The 16,147-nt window shown below is 70.6% G+C and carries 12 protein-coding genes; all 12 read left to right on the forward strand.

Annotated elements, in window-relative coordinates; all coding sequences use genetic code 11:
• Positions 1–19: 19 nt before the first annotated feature.
• From AB0C27_RS01755 to AB0C27_RS01810, 12 genes are read left to right on the forward strand one after another with little or no spacing between them, the layout of a single operon-like run.
• A complete protein-coding gene (locus tag AB0C27_RS01755) occupies positions 20–2,005 on the forward strand; it encodes an ABC transporter substrate-binding protein (RefSeq protein ID WP_357836234.1) in 1,986 nt (661 codons plus the stop codon).
• A 9-nt stretch (positions 2,006–2,014) separates the two neighbouring features.
• Entirely contained in the window at positions 2,015–3,013 is a 999-nt protein-coding gene (locus AB0C27_RS01760; protein ID WP_357836237.1) for an ABC transporter permease, read from the forward strand.
• Positions 3,014–3,019: 6 nt separating this feature from the next.
• Positions 3,020–4,276, forward strand: coding sequence for an ABC transporter permease (locus AB0C27_RS01765; protein WP_357836240.1), 1,257 nt, complete (start codon positions 3,020–3,022; stop codon positions 4,274–4,276).
• A 3-nt stretch (positions 4,277–4,279) separates the two neighbouring features.
• The gene (locus AB0C27_RS01770; RefSeq protein ID WP_357836243.1) at positions 4,280–5,287 is read left to right on the forward strand and encodes an ABC transporter ATP-binding protein; all 1,008 of its coding nucleotides are present in this window, start codon (positions 4,280–4,282) and stop codon (positions 5,285–5,287) included.
• Positions 5,284–6,324 carry an oligopeptide/dipeptide ABC transporter ATP-binding protein gene (locus AB0C27_RS01775; protein WP_346109513.1) on the forward strand — a complete coding sequence of 347 codons (1,041 nt, stop codon included), beginning with the start codon at positions 5,284–5,286 and terminating at the stop codon, positions 6,322–6,324. The genes AB0C27_RS01770 and AB0C27_RS01775 overlap by 4 nt, the downstream gene beginning before the upstream one ends.
• Positions 6,321–7,424 (forward strand): sialidase family protein, encoded by a 1,104-nt coding sequence (locus tag AB0C27_RS01780; RefSeq protein WP_357836246.1) that lies wholly within the window; start codon positions 6,321–6,323, stop codon positions 7,422–7,424. The genes AB0C27_RS01775 and AB0C27_RS01780 overlap by 4 nt, the downstream gene beginning before the upstream one ends.
• Positions 7,421–8,608 (forward strand): sialidase family protein, encoded by a 1,188-nt coding sequence (locus AB0C27_RS01785; protein WP_357836249.1) that lies wholly within the window; start codon positions 7,421–7,423, stop codon positions 8,606–8,608. The genes AB0C27_RS01780 and AB0C27_RS01785 overlap by 4 nt, the downstream gene beginning before the upstream one ends.
• A 21-nt stretch (positions 8,609–8,629) precedes the next feature.
• The gene (locus tag AB0C27_RS01790) at positions 8,630–10,072 is read left to right on the forward strand and encodes an ABC transporter substrate-binding protein (protein ID WP_357836252.1); all 1,443 of its coding nucleotides are present in this window, start codon (positions 8,630–8,632) and stop codon (positions 10,070–10,072) included.
• 14 nt (positions 10,073–10,086) lie between these two features.
• Positions 10,087–11,538, forward strand: a complete 1,452-nt coding sequence (locus AB0C27_RS01795; RefSeq protein ID WP_357836254.1) for a DUF5060 domain-containing protein — start codon at positions 10,087–10,089, stop codon at positions 11,536–11,538.
• The gene (locus AB0C27_RS01800; protein WP_357836257.1) at positions 11,535–12,536 is read left to right on the forward strand and encodes a DUF5605 domain-containing protein; all 1,002 of its coding nucleotides are present in this window, start codon (positions 11,535–11,537) and stop codon (positions 12,534–12,536) included. The genes AB0C27_RS01795 and AB0C27_RS01800 overlap by 4 nt, the downstream gene beginning before the upstream one ends.
• Positions 12,533–14,764 carry a hypothetical protein gene (locus AB0C27_RS01805; RefSeq protein WP_357836259.1) on the forward strand — a complete coding sequence of 744 codons (2,232 nt, stop codon included), beginning with the start codon at positions 12,533–12,535 and terminating at the stop codon, positions 14,762–14,764. The genes AB0C27_RS01800 and AB0C27_RS01805 overlap by 4 nt, the downstream gene beginning before the upstream one ends.
• Entirely contained in the window at positions 14,761–16,071 is a 1,311-nt protein-coding gene (locus AB0C27_RS01810; protein WP_357836262.1) for a glycoside hydrolase family 28 protein, read from the forward strand. Before AB0C27_RS01805 ends, AB0C27_RS01810 begins: the two co-directional genes overlap by 4 nt.
• Positions 16,072–16,147: the final 76 nt, after the last annotated feature.

Genomic DNA, 16,147 nt, shown 5'->3' on the forward strand with positions numbered 1-16,147 from the left:
CCCGAACGGAGCACCACCCATGACAGAGCACGTGTTCACGAGGAGGAGCCTGCTCCGCGGCGGCGGCCTGCTGATGCTGGCCACAGCCTCCGGCTGCAGCTTCTTCGACACCAGCCCGGACTCGGGCTCCGCCGGCGCCGCGCGGGCGGCCGACCTGTCCGCCAAGGAGGCGCCGGCGCTGGCCGAGCTGGTCAAGGCCGGCAAGCTGCCGCCGCTGGAGCAGCGCCTGCCGAAGAACCCCCTGGTCGTCAAGCCACTGCGGGAGCCCGGAGCCTACGGTGGCACGTGGAGCTCGGCGATGGTCGGCGAGGACGACATCGACTGGCTGTACTACACGCTCGCCTACGAGCCCGTCGTCCGCCTCAGACCGGGCACCAACGGGCAGAAGGGCCCGGACGACATCATCGCGAACGTGGCGGAGTTCGAGGTGAAGGACGGCGGCCGCGAGTACGTCTTCCGCCTGCGCGAGGGCCTGAAGTGGTCCGACGGCGAGCCCTGCACGGCCGACGACCTGCTGTTCGCCTTCGAGGACGTGGCCGTCTACAAGGACCTGCACACGACCGGCGTCTACGACCTCTACCTGGAGAACGGCAGCACGGACGAGCTGGTCAAGGTGGAGAAGCTGGACGAGCGGACCGTCCGCTACGCCTACAAGGAGCCGAAGGCCGGCCTGCTGTTCCAGCTCGCGGTCTCGACGCTGGAGCGGGGCGGGGCGTCCGGGTTCCTGCTGCCCAAGCACTACCTCAAGCAGTTCCACAAGAAGTACAACCCGGACGCCGACAAGCTCGCCAAGGAGCAGCAGCTGGAGGACTGGACGCAGCTGTTCATGAACAAGAACGACGTCCCGCACAACGCCGACATGCCCACGCTGCACCCGTGGAAGATCTCCAACGCGCTCGGCCGGGGCACGGCGGTGGTGGCCGAGCGGAACCCGTACTACTGGAAGGTCGACGAGCAGGGGCGCCAGCTCCCCTACATCGACCGGTTCAGGGCGGAGGTCCTCGGCGACGTCGAGGTGGAGCTGCTGAAGATCATGAACGGCGAGATCACGATGCAGACCCGCAACTTCAACACGCCGGAGAACAAGCCGCTGATCGCGCAGAACGCGGCCAAGGGCAAGTACCGGATCTTCGACGTGCCGAGCCGGCTCAGCAACACGATGATCATCCAGTTCAACCAGACGATCGGCGACGACGACCTGCGCGAGCTGTTCAGGAACAAGGACTTCCGCGTCGGGCTGTCGTACGCGATCAACCGCAAGGAGATCATCGACGGCGTGTACGCGGGTCAGGGCGAGCCCTGGCAGGCCGCGCCGTCGAAGACCAACGCGCTCTACGACGCGGACTTCGCCAAGCAGCACACCGAGTACGACGTGGCCAAGGCCGGCGAGCACCTGGACAAGGCGGGGCTGAAGAAGGACGCGAGCGGCAGGCGGCTCGGCCCCGACGGTAAGCCGCTGACCGTCACCATCATGTCCAACACGGACTTCCCGCACCACGTGCAGGCGCTGGAGTTCGTCAAGAAGCACTGGGAGGCGGTCGGGGTCGGGCTGCGGGTCGATCCGGTCGCCGACACGCTCTTCACCGAGCGCTCGATGGGCAACGAGCCGCAGGCGTCCACGTACACGTGCAGCGACTTCGACCTGATCACCGGCACCGGCGGCGACCACTACTACGTGCCGAGCAACTCCGGCAGCGCCCGCTACGCCATCCGCTGGGCCCTGTGGTACGGCAGCAAGGGCAAGAGCGGCGAGGAGCCGCCCCAGGTGGTGCGCGAGCAGCTCGACGCGTTCACCGCGATGCGCAACGAGCCGGACTTCACCAAGGCGCTCGCCCACGCCAAGGAGGTCGTGCGCATCGCCAAGGAGCAGTTCTACAGCATCGGGATCAGCTCCTACCCCGCCGAGTACGGCATCGTCTCAGAAGCGGTCAAGAACGTGCCCGACACCATGGCGAGTGCGCAGGTGACCCCCGGGCCGACCATGCCCGAGCAGTACTCGTTCTGAGGGGCCGACGTGCTGGGTTACTTCGGCCGCCGGCTGATCTACGTGGTGGTGACGTTGTGGGCGATCTCGATCGTCACGTTCGTCATCATCAACCTGCCGCCGGGCGACTACGTCTCGACGGTGATCGCGAACGCGCAGGCGGGCGGGCAGAGCCTCACCCCGGCGGAGATCACCAACCTCAGGCTGCGCTACGGCCTGGACGATCCGCTCATCGTCCAGTACTGGCGCTGGTTCTCGGCGATCATCTTCCACGGTGACTTCGGTCAATCGTTTGCCTGGAACCAGCCGGTCTCGACGCTCATCGGCGAGCGGGTGCTGCTCTCGGCGATCCTGTCGGTCAGCTCGCTGCTCATGGTCTGGGCGATCGCGTTCCCCATTGGGATCTACAGCGCGGTCAAGCAGTACTCGTGGGGTGACTACGGCTTCTCCTTCCTCGGCTTCATCGGGATGGCGATCCCCGAGTTCATGCTGGCGCTGATCCTCATGTACATCGGGTTCCGCTACTTCGGGGCGAGCGTGGGCGGGCTGTTCTCGCCCGAGTTCCAGGACGCGGCCTGGAACCTGGGCAAGGTCCTCGACCTGCTCGGCCACCTGTGGGTGCCGATCGTGGTCATCGGGGTCTCCGGCACCGCCGGCATGATCCGGGTGACCCGCGCGAACCTGCTCGACGAGCTCTACCGGCCGTACGTGCACACGGCCAGGGCCAAGGGCCTGCCGGAGTGGAAGCTGCTGCTGAAGTACCCGGTACGGATGTCGCTCAGCCCGTTCTTCAGCACGGTGGGCTGGCTGCTGCCCGGCCTGATCGGCGGGGAGACCATCGTGTCGGTCGTCATGAGCCTGCCGACCGGCGGCCCGCTGCTGCTCAGCGGCGTCATGAACCAGGACATGTATCTGGTCGGCAGCTTCGTGCTGATCCTCAGCGTGCTGACCGTGGTCGGCACCGTGGTGAGCGATCTGGCGCTGGCGTGGTGGGACCCGCGAATCCGCAAACGGTACAAGAGAGAGTAGCGCCCCATGTTTCTCAGGCGACCCACGACGAAGGAAGCGGGGACGCTGCCGCAGTGGCGGCTGATGTGGCGGCAGTTCCGCAGGCACCGGCTCGCGATGGCCGGCGCGGCGATCCTCATCCCGGTCTACTTCGTGGCGATCTTCGCGGAGTTCTTCGCGCCGATGTCCAGCTCGACGGCGAACACGTCGATGACATACGCGCCGCCGCAGGTGCTGCGCCTGTCGGGTGAGCACGGCCTGCACGTGTACGGGTACACGACCGAGCGCGACCCGAAGACGTACGAGCAGACCTACACCGAGGATCCGTCCCAGGTGGTCGAGGCCGGGCTGTTCGTGCGTGGGGACGCGTACAAGCTGCTCGGGCTGATCCCGTCCGACATCCACCTGATCGGGCCCGTGCAGAAGGGCGCGCCGTTCTTCCTGCTGGGCTCCGACCAGAACGGGCGTGACCTGCTGTCCAGGCTGATCCACGGCGCCCGCGTGTCGCTGTCGATCGGGCTGGTCGGCGTGGCGGCCAGCTTCTTACTCGGCATGCTGATAGGCGGCATATCAGGGTATTTCGGGGGCGCTGTCGACAACATCGTGCAGCGGGTCATCGAGTTCCTGATGGCGATCCCGACCCTGCCGCTGTGGATGGCGCTGTCGGCCGCGCTCCCCACCGACTGGGGGCCGCTGACCCGGTACTTCGCCATCACCGTGCTCCTGTCGCTGATCGGGTGGACCGGGCTGGCCAGGGACGTGCGCGGGCGGTTCCTGTCGCTGCGCGAAGAGGACTTCGTCACCGCCGCCCGGCTGGACGGCGTGGGCCGGCTGTCGATCATCTTCCGGCACATGATCCCCTCGTTCGCCAGCCATATCATCGCCTCGCTGTCGCTGGCCATCCCGAGCATGATCCTGGGCGAGACCAGCCTGAGCTTCCTCGGCCTGGGGCTGCAGGCGCCGGCGGTGAGCTGGGGCGTGCTGCTGGAGGGCGCGCAGAACGTGCGCGTGGTCGCCAACGCGCCGTGGCTGCTGGCGCCGGGCGTCGCGGTGGTGGTCGTCGTGGTCGCGATGAACTTCTTCGGGGACGGGCTGCGTGACGCCGCGGACCCGTACGGATCGGCGGGCCGGCCCCGCGCCAGGACGCCCTTCTGGCGCAGGCGCCCGCGGCGACCGGCCCCCGTGAGCACCGGTACGGCCACCAACGCGGCGACCGGAGCAGCAGGCGACACCCCGGGCGACACCCCGATCGACACGGCAATCGACACGGCAAGGGGGCGGTGAGGCGTGGGCGCGGACGACGTGCTGCTGGAGATCGAGGACCTGCGCACGCACTTCCTCATGGACGACGGCGTGATCGCCGCCGTGGACGGCGTGGACCTGCGCGTGCGCAGGGGCGAGACGCTGGCCATCGTCGGCGAGTCGGGGTGCGGGAAGAGCGTCATGGCCCGCTCGATCCTGCGCCTGGTCGACCGGCCGGGCCGGATCGAGGGCGGAAAGATCACCCTGCACCGCGACGGCGGCCCCGTCGAGCTGGTCGGCGCGCCCGCCCGGCTGCTGCGGGAGATCAGGTGGCGGGACATCGCGATGGTGTTCCAGGAGCCGATGGCCTCGCTGAGCCTGGTGCACACGATCGGCAGCCAGATCGTCGAGGCGGTCCGGCTGCACGAGAACGTGGGCAAGGCCGCCGCCCGCAGGCGGGCGATCGAGATGCTCGACCGGGTCGGCATCCCGATGCCGCAGCGGCGGGTGGACTCCTATCCGTTCGAGCTGAGCGGCGGCATGCGGCAGCGGGCGATGATCGCCATGGCACTGTCATGCCGGCCGAGCCTGCTCATCGCCGACGAGCCGACGACCGCCCTGGACGTGACCACGCAGGCGCAGATCCTGGAGCTGCTGCGTGACCTCCAGGACGAGTTCGGCATGGCGATCATGCTGATCACGCACGACCTCGGCGTGGCGGCGCAGGTGGCCGACACGATGGCGGTGATGTACCTGGGCCGGGTCGTCGAGTACGGCACCGCCGAGCAGGTGCTGGGCGAGCCCCGCCATCCGTACGCGCAGGCGCTGCTGCGCTCGATGCCGCGGCTGGGGCGCGCCTCACGCACCCGGCTGACGGCGATCAAGGGCATGGTCCCGCCCCCGTACGCGCGGCCCGCCGGCTGCTCCTTCCACCCGCGCTGCGACCGGGTCGTGGCCGGTCGGTGCGACGTGGCGGAGCCGCGCCTGATCCCGGTGAGCGAGCCCGCGGGCGACCGCGAGGTGTCCTGCCTGCTCTACGAGGAGGACAAGTGAGTACGGAACCCCTGCTGCGGATCGAGGGGCTGACCAAGCACTTCCCCGTCCGCAGCGGCCTGCTGGGCCGGCAGGTCGGCGCGGTGAAGGCGGTCGACGAGGTCGACCTGGACCTCGTCGCGGGCCGCACGCTCGGCCTGGTCGGCGAGTCCGGCTGCGGCAAGACCACGCTGGGCCGGTGCATCGTGCGGGCGCACGACCCCACCGGCGGGCGCATGCTCTACCGGCGGCCGGACGGCTCGGTGATCGACGTGGCGGGGCTGAAGGAGAAGGAGCTCACGTCGTACCGGGCGGAAGTGCGGATGATCTTCCAGGACCCGCACTCGTCGCTCAACCCACGCAAGACGCTGCGCGAGATCATCGGCGAGCCGATGCGGGTGCACAGAACCGGCACCAAGGAGGAGATCGAGGCGCGGGTCGGCGAGCTGCTCGAGCGCGTCGGCCTGCGGCCCGAGTACGCCGACCGCTACCCGCACGCCTTCAGCGGCGGGCAGCGGCAGCGGGTCGGCATCGCGCGGGCGCTGGCGCTCTCGCCCCGGCTGGTCGTCGCCGACGAGGCGGTGAGCGCGCTGGACGTGTCGGTCCGGGCCCAGATCCTCAACCTGCTGACGGACCTGCGGGAGGAGGAGGGGCTCGGGTTCCTGTTCGTCAGCCACGACCTGGGCATCATCGAGCACGTCGCGGACGACGTCGCGGTGATGTACCTGGGCCGGGTGGTCGAGCAGGGCCCGACCGAGCGGCTCTACCAGCGGCCCATGCACCCCTACACCGAGGCGCTGCTGTCGGCGGTGCCCGATCCCGATCCGGCGGCCAGGAAGCAGCGCGAGCGGATCAAGCTGCTCGGCGACATCGCCGACCCGGCGCACGTGCCGCCGGGCTGTCCGTTCCATCCCCGCTGCGTGTACGCGCGGGACGAGTGCCGTACAGAACGGCCGCCGCTGCGCGAGGTCGAGGGGCGGCGGGTGGCCTGTCACTTCGCCGGGGAGCTCGACCTGCGCGGCGTCCCCGACCCCGACGTCCGAGAGGTGAGCGCGTGAACGAGGCGCAGTCGAAGGATGCCGTACGCGAGCGTGATCCGCGTTTCGACGGTGTCGTCCGCCCTACCGGCGGCCCTGCCGGCGGCCCCGCCGGCGGGCTGCCGGGCGCCCGTGAGGCGCTGCTGCCGGCGCCGCACGGGCCCGACAACCACGCCGCCAACCTGCTCCGCACCGGCGGCGGCGAGCTGCTGTGCACCTGGTTCAGCGGCCCCCAGGAAGGCGACCCCGGCACGAACGTGGTGCTCTCGCGGCTGACCGGCGACCGCTGGGAGCAACCGCTGCTCGTGGCGGCCGACCCGCTGCGCAGCGAGCAGAACCCGGTGCTGTTCGAGGACGGCGGCGGGCGGGTGTGGCTGCTGCACACCTCCAGCGAGCCGCACGACCAGACGACCGCGCACGTCGTGGCCCGCGAGTCGGCGGACGCGGGCCGCACGTGGAGCGAGCCGCGCGTGCTGTTCTCCCGGCCGGGCGTCTTCGTCCGGCACCCGCCGGTGGTCCTGGACGACGGCACGTGGGTGCTGCCCGCCTACCACTGCACGGCCGGCGGTGACCACAGCGTGGTGGAGGTCAGCGCGGACGGCGGGCGTACGTGGAGCGAGCACGAGGTGCCCGCGAGCGCGGACCTGGTGCAGATGACGATCGCGCGGCGGCCGGACGGCCGGCTGCTGGCGATGTTCCGCGACCGGCGGGCGGGGCGGATCCACGCCGCCACCTCCTCCGACGGCCGCGCCTGGTCCGCCCCTGAGCGGACCGGCCTGCCGAACAACGACTCCTCCGTCCAGCTCACAAGGCTCGGCGACGGACGGCTCGCGCTCGTCTACAACGACGCGAGCCTGGAGCGCGGCCAGTTCAGATGGGTGACCAAGCACGGCGAGCGGCGCAAAAAGGCACTGCGCACCCCGCTGGCCGTCGCCGTCTCCGAGGACGGCGGCGCGACCTGGCCGCACCGGCGCATTCTGCAGGACGCCGACGCCGAATATCGGCGAAGCGAGCTCGGCTATTCCTATCCGAGCGTCACCGAGGGCCGGGAAGGACGGCTCGACGTCGCCTTCTCGTATTTGCGGAAGACCATCAAGTATCTGGAGATCGACGCTTCATGAAAATCCGGCAGAGCCTTTTATACGGCGCCTTGGCGGTCGCCGTCGGCGTGCCCTCCTACCTGGCGGGCGGGCCCGCCGGCGGGGCTGACGGCGGCGACGTGCGGGTGGATCCTCCCACCGGCGCGTACGCCTGCCGCCAGGACGTGGCGGCCCCCGACCCGGCCGTGCCCAAGGTGCACGCCGCCGCCGTCACGCAGGCCCCGACGGGAGACCTGCTGACCGTCTACTACGGCGGCACCTCGGAGGGCGCCGCCGACCAGGCGCTGTACCTGTCACGCCTGGAGCCGGGCAAGAAGACCTGGTCGAAACCCGAGGTCGTGTTCGACGAGGCGGGCAAGGCCGACGGCAACCCCGTGCTGTGGTCGGACGGCGAGCGGGTCTACCTGTTCTTCGTCGTCATCGAGGGCCACGGCTGGGAGCAGTCCTCGATCCGGCTCATCACCTCAGGCGACGGGGGCCGCACCTGGAGCGAGCCCGCCACCATCCGCTCCGAGTGGGGCTGGATGGTCGGCACCAACCCGATCCGCATGTCGAACGGCGAGGTGCTGCTGCCCATCTACGACGAGGAGAGGTCCACCTCCGGCTTCTACGTCTTCAGCCAGGACATGAGCACGTGGAAGTCCTATCCGGAGGACACCGGGGCCTGGATCCGCACGCCGAACGGCTCGATCCAGCCGACCGTGGCGGAGGTGGAGCCGGGCCGGCTGGTGGCGTACCTGCGGACCGGTGACCAGGCCGTCTACAAGAGCGAGTCCACCGACTTCGGCCGCACCTGGAGCGCTCCGGTGGCCGAGCCGATCGGCAACCCGAACTCGCGGGTCGCCGCGCTGAAGCTGGCCGACGGCAAGCTCGTGCTGGCCTACAACCCGTGGGTGGAGCACCGCTCCCCCATGCGGCTCTCGCTCTCGCCCGACAAGGGGCGCACGTGGGAGAACTCGGTGGACGTCGAGGCGCAGTCGGGCCCGCAGTTCACCTATCCGGTGCTCACGCAGAGCTCGGACGGATTCATTCACCTGGTCTATTCCTACAACCGCAACAACATCCGGCACGTCGTCTTCAACGAGGAATTCCTCCGTAATTCGGTGGGGCTGCTGTCGAACTGGCCCGAGCACACGATCACCGAGTTCAGGAAGGGCGTCCGGCGAAATGTCGTGCGCCAGTGCGGCTACACCCCCTCCAAATAGCCCGGCTGAAGGAGATCCCCTGTGAACAAGGTGCGTGCTGTCGCGCTGCTCGCCCTCGCTCTGTCCGTCCCCGCCATCCCCGCCGTCCCCGCCAACGCCGCCTCCGCCGCGGCCTGCAAGGACGTGCCGAACAAGTACAACCTTCCGTTCAGCGTCTGCGACGACGAGCTGTTCATCTTCGCGGCCAACTACAAGCCGTTCGAGTCGACCGTCCAGGATGAGCAGGGGGCCGCGACCAGGGTCTTCGACGAGCTCATCGGGAACAAGCTGCGCGCGGCGTTCCCCGACGTCAAGATCAAGTACGCGACGTGGGACTACCCCGTCCGTTACGAGGACCTGAAGAAGGCCGGGGTCACCCCGGACATCGTCATCGAGGACCCGAAGAACCGCATCGACCGCGACCTCGAACCGCTCGGCTGGGTCGGCGACCTCACGGCCGACCTGGAGCGGGCCGGCATCGACCTCAGCACGCTGAACCAGGCGGCGGTGGAGCTGACCAGATCGCGCTCCGACGGCGGCATCTACGGCGTGCCGCTGTTCATCGACGAGCATGTGTTGCTCTACAACAAGAAGATCTTCGACAAGTTCCGGGTGAAGTATCCCGAGCCCGGCATGACGTACGACGAGGCGTACAAGAAGGCCAAGCAGCTGACCAGGGACGACGGCCTGGATCACTACAAGGGCTACATGCAGCACCCCGACCAGTACCTCGACTTCAACCAGGCCGGGCTCTACCCGTTCCTGCCGACGTCGAGCGAGGAGCCCGCGCCCGAGGACGTCAAGGTCGACATCAGCGGGGACGCCTGGAAGACGTACGTCGACAACCTGTACCGCTTCCTGGAGATCCCGCGCAACGACTTCACCACCGTCACCGACTTCTTCAAGGGCGACATGAGCCAGCCGGGCCACCTGGCCATGGCGGTCGACACGCTCTCGCGGCTCAGCATGTACGCCGGCAGCGAGCTGTTCATCGAGGACGGCGACGAGGCCGCCTTCGCCGAGCAGGCCAAGAGCGTCGACATCGGCGTCAGCGCGATCCCGGTGCTGAAGAACGGCGCCACCACGACCTACCAGCCGAACACGCGGGCCGCTTTCGTTCCGCCGTCCTCGCCCAAGAAGGAGCAGGCGCTGGCGATCGTGAAGTGGCTGGTCTCCGAGGAGGGCCAGACGGAGCTGTCCAGCCACGGCGTCAAGGCGGTGCTGGAGACCGACCAGGTCGTGGCGAGCTTCGGCAAGGCCGTCCCCGAGCTGGCCAAGATCGACACCTCGGCCGTCTACTGGGGCGAGAACGCCGCGATCTCCAATTACGCGAACACCGAGTACTGGGACCTGCCGCTGTGGTCGGTCTACCGCCAGCACATCCTGCGTGACGGCGGGACGCCCGAGCAGGCGCTGACCCTCTCCCAGCAGCAGGACATCCCCAACTACATCAAGGCTCAGTCCGAGTCAGGGAAGGATTGGTAACACTGTCCCCCACCGTGGAACGCTGGGGCGTCCACGAGATCGAACTGGCCGGGCCCTCCGGCGGCAACCCCTTCGCGGAGGTTCGCCTGTCGGCCCGGTACCGGTTCCGCAATCGCGTCGTCGAGGCCGAGGGCTTCTACGACGGCGACGGCGTCTACCGCGTCCGGTTCATGCCGGACGCGGTGGGCTCGTGGGGCTACACCACCGTCAGCAACGTGACCGAGCTGGACGGGCACACGGGCGGCTTCGAGGCGGGGCCGCCCGCTCCCGGGAACCACGGCCCCGTGCGGGCCACCGGCACCGACTTCGAGTACGCCGACGGCACCCCGTACCTGCCGTTCGGCACGACCGCCTACCACTGGACGCACGACATGGACGCGGAGCGCGAGCGCAGGACGCTGGCCACGCTCGCCGCCTCCCCGTTCAACAAGCTGCGCATGTGCGTGCTGCCGACCGGGCCGATGCGGCCGCCCGAGGTGCCGTTCGCCGGCGAGGACCCCGGCGGGCTGGACAGGACCCGGTACAACCCGGTCTTCTTCCGCCATCTCGAAGCCAGGATCAGGGATCTGCTGGAGCTGGGTATCGAGGCCGACGTCATCCTCTTCCACCCGTACGACGGAGGGGTGCGGGGAGTCGAGGACATGGGGCGCGAGGCCGATCACGCCTACCTGCGGCACGTCGTCGCCCGCCTGTCCGCCTACCGCAACGTGTGGTGGTCGGCCGCCAACGAGTACGACTTCAACCGGGCCAAGACCGTCGCGGACTGGGACGACATCCTGCGCACGATCCAGCGGCTGGACCCGTACGAGCATCTGCGCTCGATCCACAACGGCACCCGCATGTACGAGGTCGCGACCCTGTACGACAACACCAAGCCGTGGATCACCCACCACAGCGTCCAGCACTGGGACGTCACGCCGGCCTCCGAGTGGCTGCGCGCCTGCCCGAAGCCGGTGGTGCTGGACGAGATCTCCTACGAGGGGAACATCGGCAAGCGCTGGGGTAACGTCACCGGCCCCGAGCTGGTGGACCGCTGCTGGGAGGCCATGGCGCGCGGCGCGTACGCGGGGCACGGCGAGTCGCTGGCCGGGCACGAGGAGCGGGCCTGGATCGGCAACGGCGGCGGCCTGTACGGGGAGAGCCCGGCCAGGATCGCGTTCCTGCGCGAGGTCATGGAGGGGCTGCGCCGCGACGGCGGCGCCCTGCGCTACCTGGGCCGGCGGCGACCGGCCCGCGTCACGGTGGAGCCTCCCTCGGACGGCGGCTCCCGCGAAGGCGTCCGCGAAGGCGTCCGCGAAGCCAGCCACGAGGGCGGCCACGACGACGGCGGCTACACCGTGGAGATCATCGACGCCTGGAACATGACGCGCACGCCGGTGGCGGGGGTGCACCGGGGACGGGCCGAGATCGTGCTGCCGCGCCGCCCGTACCTGGCGCTGCGGATGACGGAAGTGGAGGACCGATGAGGATCGGGCCGATGGCGACCACCGCGCTCGGCTGGCACCTGCACGGCGAGAAGCGGCGCGCGCGGACGCTCGCCGCCCTGGAATCCTCGCCGTTCGACCGGGTGCGGATGGCGGCGGCCGCGACCCGGTGCACGCTGGACGAGCTGGAGGAGCGGATCTCGGAGCTGGCGGCGATCGGCGTGACCGCCGAGATCGTGCTGCTGCGCGCCGAGGACGGCATCGACGACGCCGGCGCCGCCGCCCGCTACGTGACGGAGGTGGTCCCGCGGCTGGCCGCGCACGGGAACGTGTGGTGGTCGCTGTCGGACGACCCCGCCGCGCTGCCGGGCCTGTCCGAGCACGACTGGGTGGCGCTGGCGCGGCTGGTCGCCGAGGAGGACCCCGGCCACCACCCGCTGTCGATCACGACAGGCCCGGACGACCCGCTGCTGTGGCGGCACGGCTTCACCCACGGCAGCGTGATCGCGCCCCGCCCGCGCGACGCCTGGGTGCGGACGCGCGGCCACCACCGGCCGGTGCTCATGGACATGTGCGGGTACGAGGGCGACGCGGACGACCCCTGGCGCAGCCTGCCCCCCGAGGAGGTGGTCACCAGCGCGTGGGACGGCGCGATCCGGCGGCGGTACGTGACGCACGGCGAGGCGTACGCCGACGACGAGGGCCTGACCTGGTCACGGGACGGTGGGACGCTCACCGGCGAGGCCGTGCCCCGGCTCGCGCTGCTGCGGCACGTCTTCGCCGGCACGCCGGACGAGGCGACCTACCGCGACCGCGACGCGCCCATGCTGGAGCTGCCCGGCGAGTTCTACCTGGAGTTCTGCGGCGAGCACCGCTTCCCGCAGCGGGAGTACGAGGTGCCGGAGGGCCGGTACGAGGTCGAGGTGATCGACACGTGGGAGATGACGGTCACGCCGGGCGGCGTGCGGGAGGGCCCGACAGTGACGGTCGACCTGCCGGGCACGGTCGGCCAGGCCGTCCGGCTGAGGCGGTGCCCGTGACCGTCTCCGCGCGGACCGCCGGCAGCCCCGGCATCACTGGCAGTCCCGGCAGCCCCGGCAGTCCCGGCATCGCTGGCAGCGCCGCCATCGCCGCCATCGCCGAGCCGGGCGGGAAGTACGTCGAGGTGGTGGCGGGCCGGGACGGGCCGGAGATGCTGCTCGGCCGCCGCGACGCCGGCGCCCCGCACCTGCGCGTCCCGCTGCGCGGCCTGCTCACCGCCTCGGCGGGCCGGCCGTGGCGGGTCGAGCCCGCGCGGCCCGGCGGCGTGACGGTGACGGACGGCGGGACCCTGGTGGTGACGGCCCTGGCCGAGGCGCTGAGCGCGCGCCTGGAGCTGGCCTTCACCGCCGACGGCCGGCTCACGCTCACCACCACGTGGCGCAACGACTCGGCCGAGGAGGTCGCCGACGTGGCGGCCGGCCTGCTGATCCCGCTGCCCACCGAGGACGCCCACGTGACCGTGCCCGGCGTGCTCTACAACGACAACCCCTCGTCCGACCCGGCCCGTACCGTCCCGCACATCGCGGGCGGGCTCGTGGTCGAGGAGCACCGGCTGCCCGTCCCCGCGGTCAACGCCGCGTGGGACGGCCGTTACGTCAGCCTCTTCGCCCACCCCGAGCCCGACCGGTCGCCCGAGGACGGCACCGTCGCCTACGGCTCGCTCGGCCTCCTGCGCTCGCCGAAGCTCACGGAACAGGGGCTGACGGAACCGGGGCTGACGGAACCAGGGCCGGCGGCACAGGGGCCAACGACACAGAGGCCGGCGACACAGAGGCCGGCGGCGCAGGGGTCGGCGGCGCAGGGGTCGGCGGTGCAGGGGCTGATGGTGACGGCCATGTCCGGCGTGATCATGTTCGACGGGCGTCCCGACGTCTGTTACGTCAGCAAGGCCGAGGTCGCGGACCGGCCGGTCGGCTACCGTGACCTCGCCCCCGCGGCGACCCTCACCACCCGGCACACGCTGGACTGGGGGCCGGTCGAGCCGCGCGGGCTCGGCTTCACCACGCTCGTGCGCACCGGCCTCTACCAGGACGAGGGCGCCAGGCCCCTGTCCGCGGACGAGCTGGTCCGGCTCAAGGCCAACGCCATGGACGCCCGCTGGAACGGCGACGGCTACCTCGCCTACGACGGCGTACGGCACGGCCGGCCCCGGTCGTACCTGTACGGCTGGACCGGGCAGTGCATGAAGCTGGCCCGCTGCGACGCCCTATTCGGCCTCCAGGAGGGCCGGCCGGAGCGGATCGAGCGGGCCCGGCGGGCCGCGGACTTCTACGTCGCGGGCAGCGCGACGCAGGTGCGCGGCCTGCGGGCCGCCCGCTATCTCGTCGACGACGGCGCGTGGGAGCTGTTCCGCAGGGACGGCGCGGACTTCGTCTCCAGCCGTGCCCACGGCGAGACCATCGCCGATCTGGCCGGCCTGGCCGCCGACTTCAGGGACGCGGGTCTCGACGTGCCGCAGGAGTGGGAGGAGACGGTGGCGCAGGCCGCCACGCTCTTCTGGCACTCGCGGCTGCCCGAGGGCGTCGTCCCGCTCGGCTGGACCTCGACGGGCGCCTCGGTCAGCACCATGGTCACCGCGGCGGGAATCGCGTGCGTGCAGGCGATGCTGGGGGCCTACCGGCTCGGCGGCGAGCGCGTGTGGCTGCTGCGGGCCGAGGAGGTGCTCGGCCAGTACCACCGGCTGCACGCGGCCACGTTCGAGCGGCCGTTCGCGCACGCCACGCTCGACGCCTCAGGGGAGGACAAGGAGGCCGGGATGTACTACTTCCTGGCCGCATTCGAGCTGTACCGGCTCACCGGCAAGGAGCTGTACGCGGGGTGGGCGCGGACGGCGGCCGACTGGCTGCTCACGTTCGTCTACGTGTGGTCGCCCGAGTACGACATGGGCACCACGTTCGAGCGGCGCGGCTTCAAGGCGTGCGGCTGGCCGTCGGTGAGCGTGCAGAACCACCACCTCGACGTGTTCTTCCCGACCTCCGAGCTGATGGAGTTCGGCCTGGCGACCGGCGAACCCCGGTACGCCGAGCGCGCCTGGACGATTTTGCACGCCATGGGCCAGGGCGTCTGCGCGGAGCCCGGCGACTGGGGCTTCGAGGTGCCCGGCGAGCAGGGTGAAGGGTTCTTCCAGACGAACTGGCAGCGTACGGGCGAGGCGAACACGTGGAACCCGTCCTGGGTGATCGCGCTGCCGCTCTACCACGCGCTGCGGATGAGGAAGGCGGCATGAACTTCGCCGACGAGGAAGCGGCCTGGCGGTACGCGGACGAGCTGAAGGACCGGGTGCGCCCGCCCGCGTTCCCCGACCGCTGGTTCGACCTGACGAACTACGGCTCCGGCGGCCCGTGGACGGAGGCGTTCCGCGCCGCCGTCGCGGCCTGCCACGAGGCGGGCGGCGGTCATGTGCGGGTGCCGCCGGGAACGTACGAGACCGGCGCCATCCACCTGCTCAGCAACGTGGACCTGCACGTCGAGGCGGGGGCGACGATCCGGTTCAGCACCGACCCGGCCGACTACCTACCGGTCGTCTACACCCGGTTCTCGGCCGTCGAGTGCTACAACTACTCCCCCTTCGTCTACGCCTACGGCCAGGAGAACATCGCGATCACCGGCGCCGGGACGCTCGACGGCTCGGCCGGCCCCGAGCACTGGTGGCCGTGGGTGGGCACGCCCGAGTTCGGCTACCGGGAGGGCGCGCCGCACGAGGCGGCGGACTGGGCCGAGCTGCAGCGGATGGCGGCCGACGGTATCCCGGTGGCGGAGCGGGTGTTCGGGGCCGGGCACTACCTGCGGCCGAACATGATCCAGCCGTACCTGTGCCGCAACGTGCTGGTGGAGGGCGTGCGGATCGTGCGCTCCCCCATGTGGGAAATCCATCCGGTCCGGTGCGAGAACGTGCTGGTCAGGAACGTGTCCATCCACTCGCGCGGCCCCAACAACGACGGCTGCGACCCCGAGTCGTGCCGCTCGGTGGTGATCACCGGCTGCGTGTTCGACGTGGGCGACGACTGCATCGCCATCAAGGCGGGACGCGGGCCCGACGGGCGGCGGGTCGGGGTGCCGTGCGAGGACGTGCTGATCGAGGACTGCGACATGCGCTACCGGTACGGCTCGGTCGCCATCGGGACGGACACGACCGGCGGCATCCGCAACGTGTTCGTCCGCCGCTGCCGGTGGGGCGGTCCCGGGCTGTACTTCGGGCTCTACATCAAGACGAACTCCGTGCGCGGCGGCTACGTGGAGAACGTCTACGTCAAGGACGTCGAGGTCAGCGAGCTGACCAAGGAGGTCGTCTCGATCGACCTCTACCACGGGGACGGGCACAACGGCGACGATCCGCCGCCGATCAGGAACGTCCACGTGTCGGGGGTGCGCAGCGACCGCACGCGCAGCGCGTACCTGCTGCGGGGGTATCCCGAGCAGCCGCTGCGGGAGATCACGATCAGGGACAGCTCGTTCGCGCGGGTGCTGCGTGCGGACGTGGCCGGCGACGTGGAGGGCCTGTCGGTCACGGGGGTGACCGTGGGCGAGAGCTGATCGCGGGCTGGGGCTGATCGCGGGCTTGCGCTGATCGCGGGCTCTGGGCTGGTCGCGGGCGGGAGCTGACCGCGGG

The sequence above is a fragment of the Nonomuraea sp. NPDC048882 genome, from assembly GCF_040649755.1.
Lineage (GTDB): Bacteria > Actinomycetota > Actinomycetes > Streptosporangiales > Streptosporangiaceae > Nonomuraea > Nonomuraea maheshkhaliensis.

Coding starts and splice junctions, on each gene's coding strand:
- AB0C27_RS01755 (WP_357836234.1), top strand. CDS start 20: ATGACAGAGCACGTGTTCACGAGGAGGAGCCTGCTCCGCGGCGGCGGC.
- AB0C27_RS01765 (WP_357836240.1), top strand. CDS start 3,020: ATGTTTCTCAGGCGACCCACGACGAAGGAAGCGGGGACGCTGCCGCAG.
- AB0C27_RS01785 (WP_357836249.1), top strand. CDS start 7,421: ATGAAAATCCGGCAGAGCCTTTTATACGGCGCCTTGGCGGTCGCCGTC.
- AB0C27_RS01800 (WP_357836257.1), top strand. CDS start 11,535: ATGAGGATCGGGCCGATGGCGACCACCGCGCTCGGCTGGCACCTGCAC.
- AB0C27_RS01810 (WP_357836262.1), top strand. CDS start 14,761: ATGAACTTCGCCGACGAGGAAGCGGCCTGGCGGTACGCGGACGAGCTG.